Source organism: Microbacterium sp. Bi121 (assembly GCF_918698005.1).
In the GTDB taxonomy this organism is placed as follows: Bacteria; Actinomycetota; Actinomycetes; order Actinomycetales; family Microbacteriaceae; genus Microbacterium.
On the sequence record NZ_CAKKLJ010000004.1, the window covers coordinates 364321 to 383094 of the forward strand.

At 65.4% G+C, this 18774-nt stretch carries 18 protein-coding genes, 1 tRNA gene and 1 pseudogene; 8 read left to right on the plus strand and 12 right to left on the minus strand.

Translation table 11 applies throughout. The features are described from left to right. Nucleotides 1-352 precede the first annotated feature (352 nt). Both LQZ87_RS08820 and LQZ87_RS08825 read right to left on the minus strand, forming a co-directional pair. Nucleotides 353-2281 (minus strand): ATP-binding protein, encoded by a 1929-nt coding sequence (locus LQZ87_RS08820; protein ID WP_230103094.1) that lies wholly within the window; start codon nucleotides 2279-2281, stop codon nucleotides 353-355. Beyond that, the gene (locus tag LQZ87_RS08825; RefSeq protein ID WP_230103095.1) at nucleotides 2274-3509 is read right to left on the minus strand and encodes an SIR2 family protein; all 1236 of its coding nucleotides are present in this window, start codon (nucleotides 3507-3509) and stop codon (nucleotides 2274-2276) included. The genes LQZ87_RS08820 and LQZ87_RS08825 overlap by 8 nt, the downstream gene beginning before the upstream one ends. Nucleotides 3510-3738: 229 nt before the next feature. On the opposite strand from LQZ87_RS08825, the gene LQZ87_RS08830 reads away from it, so the two are divergent. After that, a complete protein-coding gene (locus LQZ87_RS08830) occupies nucleotides 3739-4881 on the plus strand; it encodes a site-specific integrase (RefSeq protein ID WP_230103096.1) in 1143 nt (380 codons plus the stop codon). 129 nt (nucleotides 4882-5010) lie between these two features. Here LQZ87_RS08830 and LQZ87_RS08835 read toward each other — a convergent pair. Next, a tRNA-Pro gene (locus tag LQZ87_RS08835) sits at nucleotides 5011-5084 on the minus strand. Between the two features lie 107 nt (nucleotides 5085-5191). Between LQZ87_RS08835 and LQZ87_RS08840 the strand changes: the two genes are divergently transcribed. From LQZ87_RS08840 to LQZ87_RS08850, 3 genes are read left to right on the plus strand one after another with little or no spacing between them, the layout of a single operon-like run. Then, entirely contained in the window at nucleotides 5192-5773 is a 582-nt protein-coding gene (locus tag LQZ87_RS08840) for a GNAT family N-acetyltransferase (RefSeq protein WP_230103097.1), read from the plus strand. A gap of 24 nt (nucleotides 5774-5797) precedes the next feature. Beyond that, complete coding sequence (locus LQZ87_RS08845) at nucleotides 5798-6469, plus strand: lysoplasmalogenase family protein (protein WP_230103098.1); 672 nt, start codon at nucleotides 5798-5800, stop codon at nucleotides 6467-6469. 11 nt (nucleotides 6470-6480) lie between these two features. Continuing rightward, a complete protein-coding gene (locus LQZ87_RS08850; RefSeq protein WP_230103134.1) occupies nucleotides 6481-6840 on the plus strand; it encodes an RNA-binding S4 domain-containing protein in 360 nt (119 codons plus the stop codon). A 23-nt stretch (nucleotides 6841-6863) separates the two neighbouring features. On the opposite strand, the pseudogene LQZ87_RS08855 reads toward LQZ87_RS08850, so the two are convergent. Further along, nucleotides 6864-7346 (minus strand): annotated as a pseudogene (locus LQZ87_RS08855) (NUDIX hydrolase); the annotation flags it as partial. Nucleotides 7347-7532: 186 nt separating this feature from the next. Here LQZ87_RS08855 and LQZ87_RS08860 point away from each other — a divergent pair. Continuing rightward, entirely contained in the window at nucleotides 7533-8090 is a 558-nt protein-coding gene (locus LQZ87_RS08860) for a nucleoside phosphorylase (RefSeq protein WP_230103099.1), read from the plus strand. 10 nt (nucleotides 8091-8100) lie between these two features. On the opposite strand, the gene LQZ87_RS08865 is transcribed toward LQZ87_RS08860, so the two are convergent. Then, complete coding sequence (locus LQZ87_RS08865) at nucleotides 8101-9171, minus strand: Glu/Leu/Phe/Val dehydrogenase family protein (RefSeq protein ID WP_230103100.1); 1071 nt, start codon at nucleotides 9169-9171, stop codon at nucleotides 8101-8103. Between the two features lie 161 nt (nucleotides 9172-9332). On the opposite strand from LQZ87_RS08865, the gene LQZ87_RS08870 reads away from it, so the two are divergent. Genes LQZ87_RS08870 through LQZ87_RS08880 form a run of 3 tightly spaced genes read left to right on the plus strand, consistent with a single transcriptional unit; the run spans nucleotide 9333 to nucleotide 12225 of the window. Next, nucleotides 9333-10049, plus strand: a complete 717-nt coding sequence (locus tag LQZ87_RS08870; protein WP_230103101.1) for a hypothetical protein — start codon at nucleotides 9333-9335, stop codon at nucleotides 10047-10049. A gap of 19 nt (nucleotides 10050-10068) precedes the next feature. Then, nucleotides 10069-11640 (plus strand): HD domain-containing phosphohydrolase, encoded by a 1572-nt coding sequence (locus LQZ87_RS08875; RefSeq protein WP_230103102.1) that lies wholly within the window; start codon nucleotides 10069-10071, stop codon nucleotides 11638-11640. 24 nt (nucleotides 11641-11664) lie between these two features. Continuing rightward, entirely contained in the window at nucleotides 11665-12225 is a 561-nt protein-coding gene (locus LQZ87_RS08880) for a carboxymuconolactone decarboxylase family protein (RefSeq protein ID WP_230103103.1), read from the plus strand. A 1-nt stretch (nucleotide 12226) separates the two neighbouring features. Here the strand turns inward: LQZ87_RS08880 and der are convergent, their stop codons facing one another. From der to LQZ87_RS08915, 7 genes are read right to left on the minus strand one after another with little or no spacing between them, the layout of a single operon-like run. After that, a complete protein-coding gene (der, locus tag LQZ87_RS08885) occupies nucleotides 12227-13750 on the minus strand; it encodes a ribosome biogenesis GTPase Der (RefSeq protein WP_230103104.1) in 1524 nt (507 codons plus the stop codon). Next, a complete protein-coding gene (gene cmk / locus LQZ87_RS08890) occupies nucleotides 13740-14462 on the minus strand; it encodes a (d)CMP kinase (RefSeq protein WP_230103105.1) in 723 nt (240 codons plus the stop codon). Before cmk ends, der begins: the two co-directional genes overlap by 11 nt. Next, nucleotides 14455-15579: a prephenate dehydrogenase gene (locus LQZ87_RS08895; RefSeq protein ID WP_230103106.1), complete on the minus strand. Its 1125-nt coding sequence runs from the start codon at nucleotides 15577-15579 to the stop codon at nucleotides 14455-14457. The genes cmk and LQZ87_RS08895 overlap by 8 nt, the downstream gene beginning before the upstream one ends. Further along, nucleotides 15576-16382, minus strand: a complete 807-nt coding sequence (locus tag LQZ87_RS08900) for a pseudouridine synthase (protein ID WP_230103107.1) — start codon at nucleotides 16380-16382, stop codon at nucleotides 15576-15578. The genes LQZ87_RS08895 and LQZ87_RS08900 overlap by 4 nt, the downstream gene beginning before the upstream one ends. Further along, nucleotides 16379-16978, minus strand: a complete 600-nt coding sequence (gene scpB / locus LQZ87_RS08905; protein WP_230103108.1) for an SMC-Scp complex subunit ScpB — start codon at nucleotides 16976-16978, stop codon at nucleotides 16379-16381. The genes LQZ87_RS08900 and scpB overlap by 4 nt, the downstream gene beginning before the upstream one ends. Continuing rightward, nucleotides 16968-17780, minus strand: coding sequence for a ScpA family protein (locus LQZ87_RS08910; protein ID WP_230103135.1), 813 nt, complete (start codon nucleotides 17778-17780; stop codon nucleotides 16968-16970). Before LQZ87_RS08910 ends, scpB begins: the two co-directional genes overlap by 11 nt. A gap of 34 nt (nucleotides 17781-17814) precedes the next feature. Next, the gene (locus tag LQZ87_RS08915; RefSeq protein ID WP_230103136.1) at nucleotides 17815-18648 is read right to left on the minus strand and encodes a ParA family protein; all 834 of its coding nucleotides are present in this window, start codon (nucleotides 18646-18648) and stop codon (nucleotides 17815-17817) included. Nucleotides 18649-18774 lie beyond the last annotated feature (126 nt).

The following is an 18774-nucleotide window of genomic DNA, read 5'->3' on the forward strand; positions in this document are numbered from 1 at the left end:
GCGCCGCGCGTTGAGATCCGTGACGGAAGCGAGTGAAGCGTCTCGGAGTCCAGCCGTGCTCCGCGACCGCACCACGCCGTCGCCCTGAATCGCAAACGTGACGATGCCAAGCATCAGATCTTGGACGTCCTGAGCGCGAACGTCCAGAATGCGGGCCAGTTCAGAAAATCCCTGCCCACGACTTCGCATGTCGCTCATCACCTGAGTCAGCAGGCGCGATGACTCGGCGCGCAGATCCGACCCCGGTTCACCGCGACGGAAGCCGGCCATCCTCGTAAGAGCGCGCTCGAGAGTTGAGAATGCACCTGACCTCGGGCACAAATCGAAGGCAGATGCAACCAAGATTCTTGGTTTAGGCGTCCTTATCATCAATCGGGTGCCACTTGTCGTTCAAGGTCATGGTCTTACTGTTCGGCTCGAAGTGCGGGGCTAGCGCCGAGACGCCGACGACCACGGGGACTTGGGCTGAAACGCCTGACAGGATGCACGTGCCAGTGGGAAGAATCGGCAGAGATTCGAAGGAGACTTTATCGAGATACGAGACTGCCTTCTCGATGGCGTGTATGTCGAGGTTGTTCACGAGGCGGTGTAGAAAGTAGTTGTGAAGCTGAGAGACGATCGTGTCTGAAATGTCGTGTGGCCGCTGACTCGCGATTGTAAGGAAGACCCCAAATTTTCGCCCCTCCTTCACGATCTCCTCGAACGTCTCGAGACGGTAGTCCTTCCAGCTCTCGCTCTCTCTAGCTGAGGTTGTAGAGAGGATGTTATGTGCTTCATCAATGATGATGTTCAAGAATTTCCCATGACCAGACTTCTTCTTCTTTCGGTCGTAAAGCTGGCGACACAGAAGTAGAGGAATGACCTTCTTCATGTCAAGGTTGACATCACGCAGCGAGATCACCGTCAGGGGCTTACGAATCAGTCCCTTGCCCGACACCTTAAGCAGTTTTCTGATAGCCGGCATTCGTGTCTCAAGTCGCTTGATGACGGGCCCAAGATGTTCGCGATTCGCGAAGCCGCGAAATACATCACTGTAGTACTGGACGATCAACTTGAATCGGATGCGATTCAAGTGCTTCACCAGACCGAATTGGAGATCCAGTTTCTCGATCTTGGCGAAAGTGAGTTCTCGGAAAAAGCCGTCGTTGCGGGGATCGTTCGCGTAGACGTCGCCTTTTTGATCGTCACGGTAGTAAAACGTCTTCCCAACGTTGTGGTAGCCGAGTTTCGCATGTAGTTGATCGGTGTAATCCGTCAGCTCGCGAGGAACCTTCTTGCCGAGTGCGAGCGCTACCTCCTTGAGGAAGTGGTTGATCGACGCCCGATCCTGGGCGGAGTCTCCGTTCTTTATCGCATTGTGGACGATGTACGCGATCTCGTGTTTGAGCGCGTCATCGTCTTCGAGCTTGTCGTCCCAGAAGGTACTCTCGAGGGTTCGCTGGATGAACGGAGCTTGCGTCTTCTCCGAAGCGTCCAAGAGAACCGTCCAGAAGACAGGATCTTCAGCCGTCCCCTTAGATATCGGTAGACGGTCTTTTCCTTTGCCCCGCGTCGAAAGTCTGTACTCGCGCTTCAAGCTACTGTCTGTGATAACAGACGTAGATCGGTTGTCTTCGGTCACCTCCGCACTATTGACATACTCGCCGTTGAAATCAATGAGCACGAACTCGGCATTCCTTTTGAACTCTGCGGAGTCCTTGTAGCGCTCGAAAAGCTGGTGGTAGATCGTCGCGAGAGTGTATGACTTGCCGCTACCGGTGTTCCCAAAGATCCCGATGTGGCTGGCGAAGACGGCGTCGACACCGATGTTAACGTGTTGGCCCTTCTCCATGGCGAGTGTTCCGATGGTGAGTGCGACGTCGTTGCCACTGACAAAGCTGTGTATTTCGTCGAACTCCTCCTGGCTCAGGACGAAGCAGTCGTTGTTGATGAGGGGCAGCTCGCGCACACCTCGTTGGAACTTGCCTTTTGAGTCAAAAAAACCGAGCAGGCTGACTGTCAGCACCCGGTCGACGTGCGAACGTTTGCTGCCGTAGGGCGAACGAGCTTCGTTGTCTTCGGAGACGGCTTCGCCATCGACTTTCGCGATGATGTCGTAGAAGCCCTTTGCAATCTTGACGTATCCGCCTACCGAGACATTTCTGAGGATCTTCCCTTGATAGAGGAGGTGAGAGCCGTTCTTCGACTTGTCAACACGGATTCGAACGGTTCGGCCGCTGACTTCGACGACGCTGCCGATCTTGAATACTGAAAGCTCTTGCGCGTCGATGGCGCTACTCATCGTCGTCAAGATCCAGAGATTGGGCAAGCTTTAGGCGAACATCCACGATGCTGTCGGGCCTGCGAGGAGGCTTGGGCAGAAGGGGTTCGAAGAAGATCTCGGTGATCCGGCGTAGAGAGTACTTGTCCTGTTTAGCTTCGTCGTCCGCTTCCGGAGGGCCGACAACGAGTATGTTGCCGTTCGAGGCGAGATCGGCGTCGAGTCGGTCTTTCAACGCTTGCACCTCGCCGGGCAGGTAGGCGAAGGCGATGATCTGAAGAGTCGGGTTGCTTCGGGCGGCTCTTATGATGAGTTCCCGGATATGTTCGTCCCGACACGAGAATCCGATGATGAACAGGACGCTGTTCTCCTTCTCCAAGCTGTTCGAGAAGAGCCGGAGCAGGTCGTAATAGTTCTGATTCAGCACAGTCACGCTGAACTTGTCCTTGTTCGGGTTGACGATCGCAAGCTCTTCATACGCCGCCATGAAGTAGGCCAGCGTGTCATCTTCGTCATCGGGATCGCTCGTGGCGGTCAGGAGAGCGTCGATGTCGGTGTCGCTGTCGATTTCGTAGAGGGCTTCGATCGCGTTGGAGAGTTCTCCCTCGATGATGTCGAGGCGTTCCGTGTCGGGGTCAAAGGTGATGAGGCTCTTCGACTCACCGCCGGAGCCCAGGGCGCGAGTCGTCCAGCTAGTCGAGCCGTGAAGCTTCAACAGGTTGAAAGCGGGAACCTCAGAGAGGTTGTCATATTGAAGGCTGCGCCGTGACTTTACCGTGCCGAAATTACTGGTGCTGAACAGCGGCAGGTATCGTCCTGAGAATCCATCATTGAGTTCGAGTTGGAGTTCCTCTGCAGCGACTTCTACTGCCACGTCCACGTTAGTTGTGAAGAGGTTGACCTGCTTGTCGAGGATCGAGCTCCGGCGGCGGACAAGCAGCGTATTTACCGTCCGGAGGAACTTTCTGTAGGACTGCAACACGGCGGCTGCATCCGAGTCCTCAGCAACGATGCTCCGGTTGGGAGCAATGACCCCCTCGAAAAAGTATGCATACACCGAGGCTCGCACGCGATCAACTCGGCTTCTTGCGGTCGTTTCGTCTCGCGAGAGCTGTGTGAGCCACTCTTCGACCGCTCCGAGCGGCTTGAGTAAGTCTGCTGAAGCGCCAGCGCCTAGGAGAAAGTTCAGATGAGCGTCTTGAACGATGTCACGAAGTTCCTCGACAGTGAGACGATTCGCTCCGTGCATTGTTCGGTCTCACTTTCCCACGCCGTTGTGCCCAGATTGGGCCGTGACAAGCTGGCACGATCCGAACTTGCTTGTATCTCTCGAAGCGCGCTTCATGTTTGCAACACCTGCGCTTCAAGCGTACCGTCACCCTGCGGCAGGCACAGAGACGCCACGTAGCGTCAACGGTCGCACTCTGCTCATGTCGGCCGATTGTGTTCTACCGTGATGTGGGGAGATTCTCGGTGGGATGACTGTTCATCATTCCGTTTTGCCACCGTTCGGAGTTCCCCTCCACCTCGACACCCTTCGCGGTTCTCGGATCCTCGCCCGGATCCGCTGGACCGATCCGCTATCGCGGGAGCGCCGAAGCCGCTCCGTCACGGTCGATGATGACATCGCTGCCCAGGAGTTCTTCGAGCTCATGCGCACGAACTCGAACCGAACCATCGATCCGTTCATCAGTCTGAGCGACTACGCGCGTTCAATCGGCGACCGATTCCTTCGCGGTGTCGATCCGACCTCGACTGCAGCTGGATACCGAGCCGGACTCCGGCTCAGGGTTCTCCCCACGCTGGGCCACACCCGTCTTCGCGACATCACGACGGGGCTCGTCGACCGAGCGATCGACAGCTGGGAGACGACGCATTCCCTCTCCACGCTCAAGAACACGATCGCCGCACTGACACGGGTGCTCGATGAAGCGGTGCGCGATGATCTCGTCGTTCGCAATCCTGCGCGTGACCGCGCCGACAGGCGCTACCGCACGAACCTGGAGCTTCCACACACGAAGTTGATTCCAGGTCCCGATGATGTCGCACGAATCGCTGAGGCCTGCGAACAGATCCACACAAGCTATGGCGACCATGTCATGCTCAGCGCATTTCTGGCCGCACGTAGCTCTGAAGTAGGCGGGCTCCTCGTCAGCGACGTCGACTGGGCGAGCAAGGTCGTCACGATCGAACGGCAGTGCTTCCCCGGCGCCGGCGGCCTGAGCATCAAGCCTCCGAAGGGTCGTCGCGCCCGCCGCGTGCCGATCATCGAACCGCTCGAACCCATGCTGCGCAGGCTCACGACACGACGGTCGCGCAACCTGCCGCTGTTGCGCGGCCCACGCGGTGGTGTCATCACCACCGCTGCATTGCGTGACGCAACCGATTGGGACGAACTGGTTGCATCTTTGGGATTGCGAGGGTTGCGCCGTCACGATCTCCGACATGCAGGCGCAACATGGTTCGCGAATGCCGGCATTCCTATCCACGTTGTGAGCGACATCCTCGGACATGCATCGGTAGAGACGACGCGTGCGTACCTGCACACTGACAACAGCGCGTTGCAGAGTGCTGCGACACGGATGAACGAGCACTTTCGGGAGGCCGGGATGAGCAGCTAGAAACGCCTGAACCCCTTGACCATGTCGAGTCAAGGGGTTCAACGGGTACAATTTTGGGTACAAGACCGGCACGAACACCGATCTCACGACCTCTCGAAAATATCTTCTGATCAGGTATTTTCCCTTCGGTCGGGCTGACAGGATTTGAACCTGCGACCCCTTGACCCCCAGTCAAGTGCGCTACCAAGCTGCGCCACAGCCCGTTGTCGTGCGCTCTCGCGCAGGCAACTCCCCTATCTTAGCCGCACCGCGATGCGTTCGCGAACCAGAAGCCTTGCCCGTGTCCGCGCCTCGGCGTAACCTGCCGCACATGCCTACGATCACCACCGCGCTTGCAAGCCCTGAGGTCTGGGACGACATCCAGCACGCACTGAGCGGCGGTGGAGATGGTCGCAGCTGCCAGTGCGTCTGGCCAGTTCTCACGAACAAAGAATGGGAGACGACCGACCTCGATCAGCGCACCGCGATGTTCCAGCACGAGGTCGTCTCCGCCCGCCCTCCAGGCATTGTGGCGTACATCGACGGCGAAGCCGCCGGCTGGGTCCGTGTCGGGCCACGGCTCTCGCAACGGCGCCTCGCCCGAACCCGAAACATCGTGGCCACCACCCGCGAGTCCCTCGACGACGACAGCGTCTGGGCGATCAGCTGCTTCGTGGTCCGCAAGGAGCACCGAGGGCAGGGGCTGAACGCCGCGCTCCTCCAAGCGTCGATCGAGTACGCGCGAACCGCCGGCGCGCGGGTGATCGAGGGCTATCCGATCGACACGGCGAAGACCGATGTCCGCGTCAACGATTTGTTCCACGGCGCCTTGTCGACGTTCCTCGCTGCCGGCTTCACGAAGATCGACGGCCCCAAGCCCGACCGTCCGCTCGTGAGTCTCGAGGTCGCCTGAGAGGCGCACCCATACGATGGTGGGATGCCGCGCAGCACCCCGCTGAAAACGCTCCTCCCCTGGGCATTCCTGCCCTACATCGCGATGTCGATCATCCACGTCGCGGCCCTCGCCATGGGCAGCGATATAGCGAATCCGACCAAGCTGTGGCTCATGCCGCTGCTCGCGATCCCCGTGCTCGTCTCGCTGCGTCTGCGCCCCGTCGTCGCAATCGCCCTGCTGCTCGCGGCGATCGCCCTGTCGTGGCTCGGTGACGGAGCCGGTGCGTTCTTCCCCGGCGGCCCGGAGCTGCCCCTCATGCTGCTCTTCTTCGGCCTCGCCCACGTCGCGTACATCGTCCTGTTCGCCCGCGTATTGCGCGTTCGGCGGTTGCCGTGGTGGGCGCTCGTCTACGCCGCCTGGTGGGTCGGAATGATCATCGTGCTCGGACCGCACACCGGCTCTTTGCTCCCCGCCGTCGCCGCGTACGGCCTCGTGCTCGGTGGCACCGCAGCGTTCGCGGCCCGCTGCCACCCGCTCGTCGTGACGGGCGGCGTCTTCTTCCTCATCAGCGACACCGTGCTCGCGTTCCGGCTGTTCATGAGCGACATGATGCCCGACTGGACCAGCCCCCTCGTCATGCTCACCTACACACTCGGCCAGGGCCTCATCGTCGCGGGCGCCTTGGTGGCGCTGCGCACGCGGAGCGCCGCATGACCGGGCAGCTGATGACCTCCCCAGTGCGAGTGGACAGCTGGCTGTGGGCGATCCGCATCTACAAGACGCGCTCGGCGGCGACCACCGCATGCCGCGCAGGGCATGTACGCGTGAACGGCGACAAGATCAAGGCTGCGCAGACCGTCAAGCCCGGCGACGAGGTACGAGTGCGGATCAGCGGATTCGATCGCATCCTCATCGTCCGTCAGACGCTCACGAAGCGCGTCGGTGCACCCGTCGCCGCGCTCGCCTACGAAGACCGCACACCGGTGCGCGAGCCGATCGCGGCGCTCGGCGTCCGTGACCGCGGCGCCGGTCGTCCGACCAAGCGAGAGCGCCGCGACATCGACAGACTGCGCGGGCGGGACTAACCGAGAGAGGGCGTGAGGCGCTCGCGCAGACGCGGCCACGCGTCGGCGAACCCCGGATGCAGCGGACGATCGTCGACCTCCTCGAACGGCACCCACTCCAGGGCGACGCTCTCCGGATCGCTGATCACGGGTTCGAACGGCTCCACCACATCGGCGACGACCGTCGTGTACGACCAGATCTCGATGTCGTAGATGCTCGTGAACCGCACGCGTACGGCACCGTCCGGAATGCCGGCCTCCTCGGTCGCCTCGCGGATCGCACCGTCGACGGCGGACTCGCCTTCGTGCAGCGCCCCTCCTGGGAGACCCCACGTGCCACCGAAATGACTCCAGCTGACGCGGTGCTGCAGCAGGATTCCGCGCTCAGCATCTACGGCGAGAAGACCCGCGGCACCGAAACGCCCCCAGTACCGCTCCCCCGTCTCGGCGACGACCCAGGCGTCACCGGGGTCGCGCGGCCCGAGCGGGCGCCGCGGCTCTCCTGGTTCCGGGGGCACGATCGTCACGGGTCCAGCCTTTCACAGCATCCGGAAATCGGGGTCGTGCGTTGCGGTTCGTTTCGGGAGCCGGGGATCGTTTCGACTCGCTGACGCTCGCTCAACGCGTTTCGTCTCGCTGCGCTCGCTCAACGACCCGCAGGTGGGCTCGCTCAACGACCCGCGGGAGGCGCGGGGCTCTGGGAGAATGGAGCCGTGAAACTCCTCGTCGCCGCCCTCGAATCCGAACTCGTCGCCTTCCCCGAGAACCTCCCCGGGTTCGAACGCCTCGTCACCGGGCCAGGCAAGCTCAAGGCCACCTACGCGCTGACCCGCGCGCTCGACGCCGGCACCTACGACGAGATCCTCGTGGTCGGCACCGCTGGCGCGCTCGACGAGACCATCGACTCCGGCGTGCACGAGGTCCACTGGGCGTTCCAGCACGATGTCATCAACGAAGAGGGCGTCCGCGGCGAGCACGTCTCCATGCCGCAGCGCATGCAGCTCGGTGAGGGCGACGTCTCGATCGCAACCGGCGACAGCTTCATCGACGACGCGGAGGCGGTGCAGCTCATCCTGTCTCTCGGCGGCCGCCTGGTCGACATGGAGTCGTTCGCGTACGCGTGGGTCGCCGCGCAGTTCGATGTTCCGATCCGCATCTGGAAGGCCGTCTCCGATAACGCCCAGGACGGTGCGAACCTGACATGGGAGCAGGCGGTGACCGCCTGCTCCCACCAGCTGCGCGATCGCGTGCGCGACGTCTACGGGGTCTGACCGGACTGGTCTAGACGGCCAAGGCCGGCGCTCCGGCGCGCAGGCGCTCGGCCGCGAGCTCCTCGGCAGCGGCCAGCGGGGTGATCCCCCGCTCCTCCGCGTCGGAGAGGATCCGGCGCACCGTGTCACCGATCTCGGCGACACGACCCATGATCTCCTCGCGCGCGCCCTGCTGCTTCGCCTCGAGGTCGAGGTAGATGACGCCACCCGCGTTGACGACGAAGTCGGGTGCGTACAGGATGCCACGGGCAGCGAGCCGGTCCGCGCCGCTGTGCGACGCGAGGGGGTTGTTCGCGGGGCCGCACACCGCACGGGTGTCGAGAGCATCGATCACATCGTCCGTGAGCAGCCCGCCGATGCCGGCTGGGACGAAGACGTCGGAGGCGACCAGGTGCTCGGATCCGGGCTCCGCCCAGGTCGCACCGAGCTCGCCGGCGAGGTGGCGGCGTGCGGGGTTCACATCAGTGACGGTGAGAATCGCGCCCTCGGTGGACAGGCGGATCGCGAGGCGCCCACCGACCTGGCCGAGGCCCGAGATGGTGATGCGGCGACCGGCGACATCCGCTGTTCCTGTGGTGCGCTCGAGAACGGCGCGCAGCGACTCGTAGACGCCGAGGCTCGTGGGGCCCGCCGGTTCGCCGGAGCCACCAGTGGAATCCGGAAGTCCGACGACATGCGCCGTGCGCTCACCCACGACAGCCATGTCGTTCATGGTCGATCCGACATCCTCGGCCGTGCGGTACGAGCCGCCGAACGATTCGACGACATCGCCGAGGTCGAGGAAGGCATCACGGCGACGCTCGGCGTCGAGCACCGTCCCCTCCTCCAGCCCGATGACCGACTTCCCGCCGCCGGCATCGAGACCGGCAGTCGCGTTCTTCAGGGTCATCGCTGCCGAAAGACGCAGGGCATCGCCGAGCGCGTCGCTCCAGTGCGGGTACGTCCACAGCCGGGCGCCGCCCAGAGCCGAGCCGAGCACGGAGGAGTGCAGGGCGACGGCGATGAACAATCCGCTTCGCCTGCCGGTGGTCACCTCCACCCGCTCGTGGGAGAAATCGGGAAGGGGCAGGGTGTGCGACATTGCATCCTCTTTCGGCAGGCCTTGTGGGCAGCGTTGATGGATGCGACGTGGTTGAGGCATCCACCCTCCATTGCACCACTCGGACCGCACTTCGGCAACCAGCCGCACAGTTGAGGCGGATGCCTCAGGCGAGGCTCGCCCACCGCGCGCACGCTGGACTCATGAACACCACACCCCGCGCGGCCACCGCCGCACAGGAGGCCGAACCACGACTGATCGAGGGCACCGATGAACGATTCACCGGGTACGGCGTCATGGGACTGCCGTACGCCAGCGACCACTACCTCGCGCTCCGGGCTTTCGTCGCGACATCGGTCGGCCCGGCGTACCGGGCGATCTGGCACCGTGCCCCGGACGGCAGGTGGGAGATCTTCACCACGGTCGAGCCTGAATTGAGCTGTCCCCGGTATTTCGGATCCGTGGCGCCGGGTGAGCACGTGCCGGCCATCGACATGGCCTGGCCCGATGACTGGACCTGCGAGGTGAAGATGGGCGACCGGCTGTCGTGGCGGATGAACCTCGCCAGCACGCCGGCGACGCGCATGATGAGCGCGGCCGGCGGGGCCATGCCCGACGGCGCCTGGAACAGCGACGCGGTGCTCGCCTCGATGGGTCCGATGGCGGCGGCATTCCTGGGGATCGGGCGCACGAAGCTGCACGGCAACACGCCGAACGGCCCGCTCTACAAGGCCGCACCTCAGCAGGTGTGGCGCGTGATCGGCGGGCGGGCCTTGCTCGACGGCGAGGATCTGGGTCGCATCGGGCCGCTGCCCGAGCAGACCCACCTGGCCGACTTCTGGCTCCCTCAGCGCGGCATCTTCTTCGTCGGGCGGGCAAGCTTCTCCCCCGTTCTCACGAGCACTGCCGTTCGGAACTGATCGAGAGCACACTGGAGAAATGGACCCGACGGCGCAGCAGAGGCGGGGAGTCCTGCCGCGCCGAATCGAGGTCCTGGCAGGGCTCTCGGTGGCGATCGACCTCGGGCTCGGGCAACCCGCGGAACACATGCTCCGCACGGCGATCATCGCCTGCCGGCTGGCCGATCGGCTCGGTCTGAGCAGCGCCCAGCGCGCCACGACGTACTACACGGCATTGATCATGTGGATCGGCTGCAATGCCGACTCTGAGGAGTACGCACGGTGGTTCGGCGACGACATCGCCGTCCGTCATGACGCGTACTCGGTCGACTGGGTCGGGATGCCGTTCATACGCTTCCTCTTCGGCAACGTCGCTCGCGGGGAGCCGACGACCAGGCGGATGCTGATGATCGGGGAGATGCTCCGCGACGCCCGCGGACAGCTCGGGGCTCTCATGCACTCGCACTGCGCGTCCGCCGCCGAACTCGCCGTCCACCTGGGACTGCCGATCGATGTGGCACGGGCCGTGGAGTTCACCTTCGAGCGTTTCGATGGCGCCGGCCTCCCCCGCGGCTGCCCGGGCGACGAGATCCCCATCGAGATGCGCATCGCACAGGTCGCGGATGTCGCCGAGGTCCATCAGCGGATGTACGGCATCGACGCCGCCGTCACGATGATGGGAGCCCGCAGTGGCGGACACTTCGACCCCGCCGTCGTCGACGCGGTGGTCAGCGACCCGGCGCCGGTGTTCGCCGAGGCTGCGGATGGCGATGTCTGGTCTGCGGCGATCGCCGAGGCACCGGATGCTGAGACGCGGCTGGACCAGGACGGCCTAGACCGGCTGGTGAGCGCGATCGGGGACTTCGCCGACCTGAAGTGTCCCTTCGCGCTCGGGCATTCGCGAGCCGTCGCCGCGCTCGCTGCAGACGTCGGCGCACAGCTCGGGATGGAGGCCGACGAGGTGCGCGCCCTGCGCCGGGCCGGGCATCTGCACGACATCGGCCGGCTCGGCGTCTCGAGCCAGATCTGGTCCAAGCCCGGTGATCTCACTGCGTCGGAGTGGGAACGGGTACGGATGCACCCGTACCTCACCGACCGGGTGCTGTCACGGATCTCCGGCCTCGAGCGGGAGCGGACCTATGCCCGCGCCCACCACGAGCATCTCGACGGCAGCGGCTACCCGCTGGGTATGCCGGGTGCCTCGCTCGGCCCGGGCGAGCGCATCCTGGCGGTCGCTGTCGCCTACCAATCAGCGCTCGAGCCGCGCCCGTACCGCGAAGCGCTGGATGCAGCCTCAGCCGCAGAGCGGATGCGTGGCCGCAGTGCACACGGTCAGCTCGACCCGGAGTACACCGAGGCCCTGCTGAGCGTCGTCGCAGGGCGCCACACCCCTCGAGTTCGCGACGACGACGGCCTCACTCTGCGCGAACGCGAGGTGCTGGCGCACGTGGCCCGTGGGCTCAGCAACCGGCAGATCGCCGACAAGCTCGTGCTGAGCGAGAAGACCGTGCGCAACCACGTCGAGCGCACGTACGCCAAGATCGGCGCGAGCAACAGGGTGGGCGCGAGCCTGTATGCGCTGCAGCACGGGTTGGCGTCGCCGTTCGTGTGACCACCTGATCCAAGGAGACCTGCCATGTCCATCATCACCACCCCGGATGACGCCGATGAGGCCGTCGCCGATCTGTATGCCTCCGAGATCGCCGAGCTCGGCTACGTGCCCAGCCACACCCGCATGATGGCGGTGAACCCTGATGCGTTCCGCGCCTTCCAGCAGTTGGTGCGCACGATCGTCTCGCAGCTCGGAGTCCGCCGGTACGAGCTCGCCACTCTTGCCGCCGCGGACGCGATCGGCTCGCAGTCATGCCGATACGCGCACGCGCGCAAGTCGCTGAAGCTGTTCGACGAGGAGCAGCTGGAACGGATCCTCCGCGACTATCACGACGCGCGGCTCAGCGACGCCGAGATGGCCCTGATGGACTTCGCGGCGAAGCTCAGCCGCGATTCGGCATCCATGACGGACGCCGACAGCCTCCGCCTGCGCGAGGTCGGATTCACCGATCGCGAGATCGTGGACATCGCCCTTGCGGCATCGGTGCGCAACTACTTCAGTCGAGCACTGCACGCGCTTGCGGTCGAGGTCGACGTCCCGCCCGGGCTCAGCCCGAGCATCCAGGACGCGTTGACGACGAGCTGACTCAGCGCTGGCGCTTCTCCCGCACACGCATGTTGATGACGATCGGCGTGCCCTCGAACTCGTACAGCTCGCGCAGACGGCGCTGGATGTACCGGCGGTAGCCGGGGTCGAGGAATCCGGTCGTGAACAGCACGAACGTCGGCGGACGCGTCGACGCCTGCGTGCCGAACAGGATGCGCGGCTGCTTGCCACCGCGCAGCGGGTGCGGGTGCTCGGCGACGAGCTCGGAGATGAACGCGTTGAACTTGCCGGTCGGGATGCGGCGATCCCAGTTCTCCAGAGCCGTCTCCAGCGCGGGGACGAGCTTGTCGAGGTGACGGCCGGTCTTGGCGGAGATGTTCACCCGAGGCGCCCAGCTCACGTGCGCGAGATCCTGCTCGATCTCGCGTTCCAGGTACCGGCGGCGGTCCTGGTTCTCGAGGTCGGTGTCGCTCAGGCGGTCCCACTTGTTGAAGGCGAGGACGAGTGAACGACCGGACTCGAGCACGAGGTCGATGATGCGCACGTCCTGCTCGCTGAGCGGCTGCGACACGTCGAGCACGACGACGGCGACCTCGGCCTTCTCGAGGGCGGCCGAGGTGCGCAGCGACGCGTAGAAGTCCGCGCCCTGCTGCAGGTGCACGCGGCGGCGGATGCCGGCGGTGTCGATCAGACGCCACAGCTTGCCACCGAGCTCGACGACCTCGTCCACCGGGTCGCGAGTCGTGCCGGCGAGGTCGTTGACAACGACGCGCTCTTCACCTGCGGCCTTGTTCAGAAGCGACGACTTGCCGACGTTCGGGCGACCGAGGATCGCGACGCGGCGCGGTCCGCCGATCTCGTACTTCGCGACGGCCGAGATGCTGGGCAGCTTCTCGAGCACGGCGTCGAGCAGGTCGGCGACACCGCGGCCGTGGACGGCCGAGGTCGGGTACGGCTGGCCGAGACCGAGGTTCCACAGGGCCGCGGACTCAGGCTCCTGGCGCGTGTCGTCGATCTTGTTCGCGACGAGGAACACCGGCTTGCCGCTCTTGCGCAGCAACCGCACGACGTGCTCGTCGGTGGACGTGGCGCCCACCATCGCGTCGACGACGAACAGCACGACGTCGCACAGGTCGATGGCGATCTCGGCCTGCGCTGCGACGGAGCGGTCGATGCCCTTGGCATCCGGCTCCCACCCGCCGGTGTCGACGAGCGAGAACCGCCGGTCGTTCCACTCCGCCTTGTAGGTCACGCGGTCGCGGGTGACGCCGGGGGTGTCCTCGACGACGGCCTCGCGGCGGCCGAGGATGCGGTTCACCAGCGCGGACTTGCCGACGTTCGGGCGCCCGACGATCGCGACGACGGGGAGGGCGGGAAGGAACTCGACACCGCCCTCTGCGCGGCTGAGGCCCGCGAGGAGCTGAGCGTCTTCCTCATCGAGGTCGTAGTCGGCGAGACCGGCGCGCAGGGCCTCAGCGCGCTGTTCGGCGAGCTGCTCGTCGAGCTCATCCATCTTCTCGGCGAGGTGGTCGGGGCCACCTTCGTATTCTTCGTCAGCGGCCATGTTCCGCTCCTTGCTTTCGGTCGATCACCGCGAGTACGGCGTCGATGGTCTGTGGGAAATCGAGGTGGGTGGTGTCGACGACCTCGACGCCTTCTGCGGCGTTCAGGAAGTCGACGACGGCGCTGTCGGAGGCATCGCGCTTGTGCAGTGCTGCTGCCACCTCCGCAGCGTTCTCTCCGGCGAGCTCACCGGCTCGCCTGGCCGCGCGCACCTCGGGCGCAGCGGTGAGGAGGATGCGGACCGGTGCATCAGGGGCGACGACGGTGGTGATGTCGCGCCCCTCGACGACGACGGCCGGGTGGGGCGCGTGCGCGACGAGAGACCGGAAGAAGATGTTGACCTGCTCGCGGACGGCGGGCACGCGGGCGACACCGCTGACGGCGCCGGAGACGCGCGGCTCGCGGATCGCCGCCGTGATGTCCGTCTCGCCGATGCCGACGGTGCGGTCGTCGGGGTCGAGACCGAGACGCAGATCGAATTCGGATGCCGCGGCCAGAACGGCCTGCGAGTCATCGGTGTCGTCGCCGCGCTCGAGGACGTGCCACGCGAGCGCACGGTATGCGGCACCGGTGTCGAGGAGGCCGTAGCCGCGCTGCCGGGCGATCGCCGCTGACACGCTCGACTTGCCGGAACCTGCGGGGCCGTCGATGGCGATGAACTTGCCCGCTCCGGGCAAGTTCACCTGTGCTGAGCCTGTCGAAGTGCTACTCATTGGTCGCTCCTGCAATCCGCCATCCGCGCTCCTGCAGTCCCTCCACCGCGCCGAGCAGAGCGGCGGGGGCCACACTGATCTCGGCGAGGCCGAACTGCGCGCCCGGCGAATGCTCCAGGCGCAGATCCTCTACGTTCACACCCAGCTCGCCCAGCTCGCCGAACAGACGTCCGAGCTGGCCGGCGGTGTCGTCCACCATGACGACGAGCTGCTCGAACTTGCGGTTCTGGCCGTGCTTGCCTGGGAGTCGCTCGACGCCGTCGTTGCCCTGTCTGATCGTCTCGGCGACTGCTCGACGCGCGCCGGGCGCGTCGGGGGCGCGAAGCGCGTCCGACACGGTCTTGAGGTCCGCGGCGAGGGCGTCGAGCACTTCGACGACGGGATCGGCGTTGGCCCCGAGGATCTGCACCCACAGTTCGGGGGCGGATGCCGCGATGCGGGTGGTGTCGCGGACGCCTTGTCCGGCGAGCCGCAGCGCGTCCTCGTCGGCCATCGCGAGGCGTGCGGCGAGAAGACTGGCGACGACCTGCGGAACGTGCGAGGTGAGCGCCACCGAGCGGTCGTGCTCCTCCGGCGTCATCTCGAGCGGCATGGCACCGACGTCGAGGGCGAGGTCTTCGACGAGAGCAAGATCCGCTGCGCGGGTCTCCTCGTCGCGGCAGACGACCCAGGGGCGCCCGATGAACAGATCGGCGCGGGCCGAGATCGCTCCCCCGCGCTCACGACCGGCGAGCGGATGCGACCCGATGTAGCGCGTGAGGTCGACGCCGCGATCCTTGAGCGCACGGAACGGCTCGAGCTTCACGCTCGCGACATCCGTGACGACAGCATCCGGGTGCTTCGCGAGCTCCGCCTCGATGACGTCGGCGGTCACGTCCGGCGGAACCGAGACGACGATCAGCGACGGGGCGTCGTCCTCGCGGGCAGCGCGTCCTGCGCCGTAGTCGATCGCCAGACGCAGCTGAGCGGGCGACGTGTCGGCGAGGACGACGTCGATTCCCTTGGCGCGCAGCGCATGCCCGATGCTCGCTCCGAGGAGCCCGGCACCGACGATGCGCACGGTCCCCGAGAGGCGCGGCGCGTTGCCGTTGCCATGGGTTCTGGCGGTGTCGCTCACTCGGTCTCCTGGGCGTCTCCCGGCGTAGCGTCCGCAGGGGCATCGTGGCGCGCGAGAGTCAGAAGCGCACCACGTTCGATTTTAGTCAGTTCTCTGCTCTTCCCCGCCGGGAGGGTTCCCAGGTGGAGAGGACCGAACTGACGGCGCACGAGTTCGGTGACGGGATGCCCCACCTCGGCGAGCATCCGGCGCACGATCCGGTTGCGTCCGGAGTGCAGAGTGAGCTCGACGAGGCTGGCCCCGCGGGAAGCGTCCAGCAGTCGCGCTTTGTCCGCTTGGATGAAGCCGTCATCCAGATCGAAGCCCGTGGTGAGCTTGGCGATCGTCTGAGCCGTGACGATTCCCTCGACCTTGGCGATGTACACCTTGGTGACCCCGAACGACGGGTGGGCGAGCACGTGGGCGAGCTCGCCGTCGTTCGTGAGGATGAGCAGTCCGCTGGTCTCGGCATCCAGTCGCCCGACGTTGTACAGCCGCTCCTCGTACTCCTTCGTGAACCGGCGCAGGTCGGGGCGTCCGTTCTCGTCCTTCATCGTGCTGACGACGCCGGTGGGCTTGTTCAGCATCACGTAGCGCTTCGAGACGTCGAGCTGGATCGCCGTGCCGTCGACGTCGACGAGGTCGTTCTCGGGGTCGATGCGGCGGCCGAGCTCTTGGACGACTTCGCCGTTGACGCGGATGCGTCCTTCGACGATGTACTGCTCGACCACGCGGCGCGATGCCACGCCGGCGGCGGCGAGGACCTTCTGCAGGCGGACGCCTTCTGGTCCTGCGTCGGTCCCTGAGCTTGTCGAATGGGTCATCGGATGGTTCCTTCGTCGAATCCTTCTGCACCGTCGTCGAGCAGCGGCGAGATCGGCGGCAGCTCGTCGAGCGAGTTGATGCCGAGGTTCTGCAGCAGTGCGTCCGTGGTGCCGTAATTGATGGCGCCGGTCTCGGAGTCGGCGAACAGTTCGGTGATGAGTCCGCGCGCGAGCAGCGTGCGCACGACGGAGTCGACGTTCACCGCGCGGATGGATGCCACCTGGCTCCGCGTGACCGGCTGCTTGTAGGCGATGACCGCGAGAGTCTCGAGCGCCGCCTGCGAGAGCCGAGCAGGCGCCTGTCCGCCGACGAACTCCGCGACGAGGTCGTCATGGTCTTCGCGCACGTACAGCCGCCACCCTCCGCCGACCTCGCGCAGCTCGAATCCTCGACGGGGGCCGGGGCCGTTGCCGTCGTAGTCGTCGACGAGCGTCTCGATCGCCTGGCGCACGGCTGGCACCGGTGCACCGACAGCCGCGGCGAGGGCGACGAGGCCGAGCGGCTCGTCGATGATCAGGAGGATGGCTTCGAGCTTCTCGGTGAGTGGAGTCTCGAGCACGGCGGTCGCTGAGCCCGTCGAAGTGTCATCGGTCATAGTCGGCTCCCAGGCTCGCCAGTGTCTCGTCCGACCAGGAGTCGGCGGCCCAGCGCAGCGTGAGCTCGCCGAGCGGTTCCAGTTGTTCGAAGGACAGTGCGGCGTGACGGTACAGCTCGAGCACCGAGATGAACCGTGCGACGACGATGCCGGGCTCTGCGGTGCCGGCGACGAGCTCGCGGAACGTCAGCGACTCGCTGGTGCGGAGCAGAGTGACGACGATCGCGGCCTGCTCGCGGATGCTGACCAGCGGTGCGTGCAGGTGGTCGAAGCCGACGGTCGGGATCTCCTTGGGCGCGAACGCGAGGAGGGCGAGGGCCGCGAAGTCATCGGCGCTGAGCGTCCAGACCAGTTCCGGCGTCTGGCGTCGGTGCTTCTCGTCGAGTCGGACGGCGCGGGTGTGGCGACGGTCTTCGCGTTGCAGGCACCGCGCGAACCACGCCGAGACCTCTTTGAAAGCCCGGTACTGCAGCAACCGCGCGAACAGCAGGTCGCGAGCCTCGAGCAGCGCGACGGCTTCGGCATCGACGAGCTCGCCCTGCGGCAGGAGCCCGGCGACCTTCATGTCGAGCAGAGTCGCCGCGACGACGAGGAATTCGGATGCCTGATCCAGCTCCTCGTCGGCCTCGAGCTCCTTCAGGTACGAGATGAACTCGTTCGTCACGGCGCTGAGCGACACCTCGGTGATGTCCATCTCGTGCTTCGAGATGAGGTTCAGCAGCAGGTCGAACGGCCCGTCGAAGTTCGTCAGCGAGACGCGGAACCCTTCGACGGGTTCAGGGGCCGCATCCGCAGACTCGATCCCTGAGCCTGTCGAGGGATCGGCGACTTCCTCGCTACGCGACGGCGCCACGGGCGACCAGCTCCCGAGCCAGTCGCAGGTACGCCTGAGCGGCGGCATGCTCCGGCGCGAACTCGGTGATGGGCACCCCGGACACCGACGCGTCGGGGAACTTCACAGTGCGTCCGATCACGGTCTCGAGCACATCGTCGCCGAAGGCCTCGACCACGCGCTCCAGCACCTCGCGCGAGTGCAGAGTGCGAGCGTCGTACATCGTGGCGAGCAGGCCGTCGAGCTGGATCGCGGGGTTCAGCCGGTCGCGCACCTTCTCGATGGTCTCGATGAGCAGCGCCACGCCGCGGAGGGCGAAGAACTCGCACTCCAGCGGGATGAGCACGCCGTGGCTCGCGGTGAGGGCGTTGACCGTGAGCAACCCGAGCGAGGGCTGGCAGTCGATGAGGATGACGTCGTACTCCCCCGCCACCTGACGCAGCACGCGGGCGAGGATCGTCTCACGCGCGACCTCGTTGACGAGGTGCACCTCGGCCGCTGACAGGTCGATGTTCGCCGGCATGACGTCGAGTCCCGCCACATTGGACGTCACGATCGCGTCGTGCGCGTCGCGCTTGGTGTCCAGCAGCAGGTCGTAGACCGTGGGGACGTCGTGGGTCTGGATGCCGAGGCCCGCAGACAGGGCTCCCTGCGGATCGAAGTCGACGGCCAGCACCTTGCGGCCGTATTCGGCGAGGGATGCTGCGAGGTTGATCGACGTGGTCGTCTTGCCGACGCCGCCCTTCTGGTTGCACAGCGCGATGATGCGCGCGGGCCCATGGGACTGAAGCGGAGCGGGAGTCGGGAAGCCATGGTAGGGACGCCCGGTGGGACCCATGGGGGTGTCGTCGGTCTTCGACGTCTTGCCCTTGGTCTTCGTCGCGTTCTGAGCCACCGAATCTCCTGCTTCCCTCATGCTTGCTCGATTCTAGCTATTCACCTGCGATTCCGCCGGTTCCGTGCC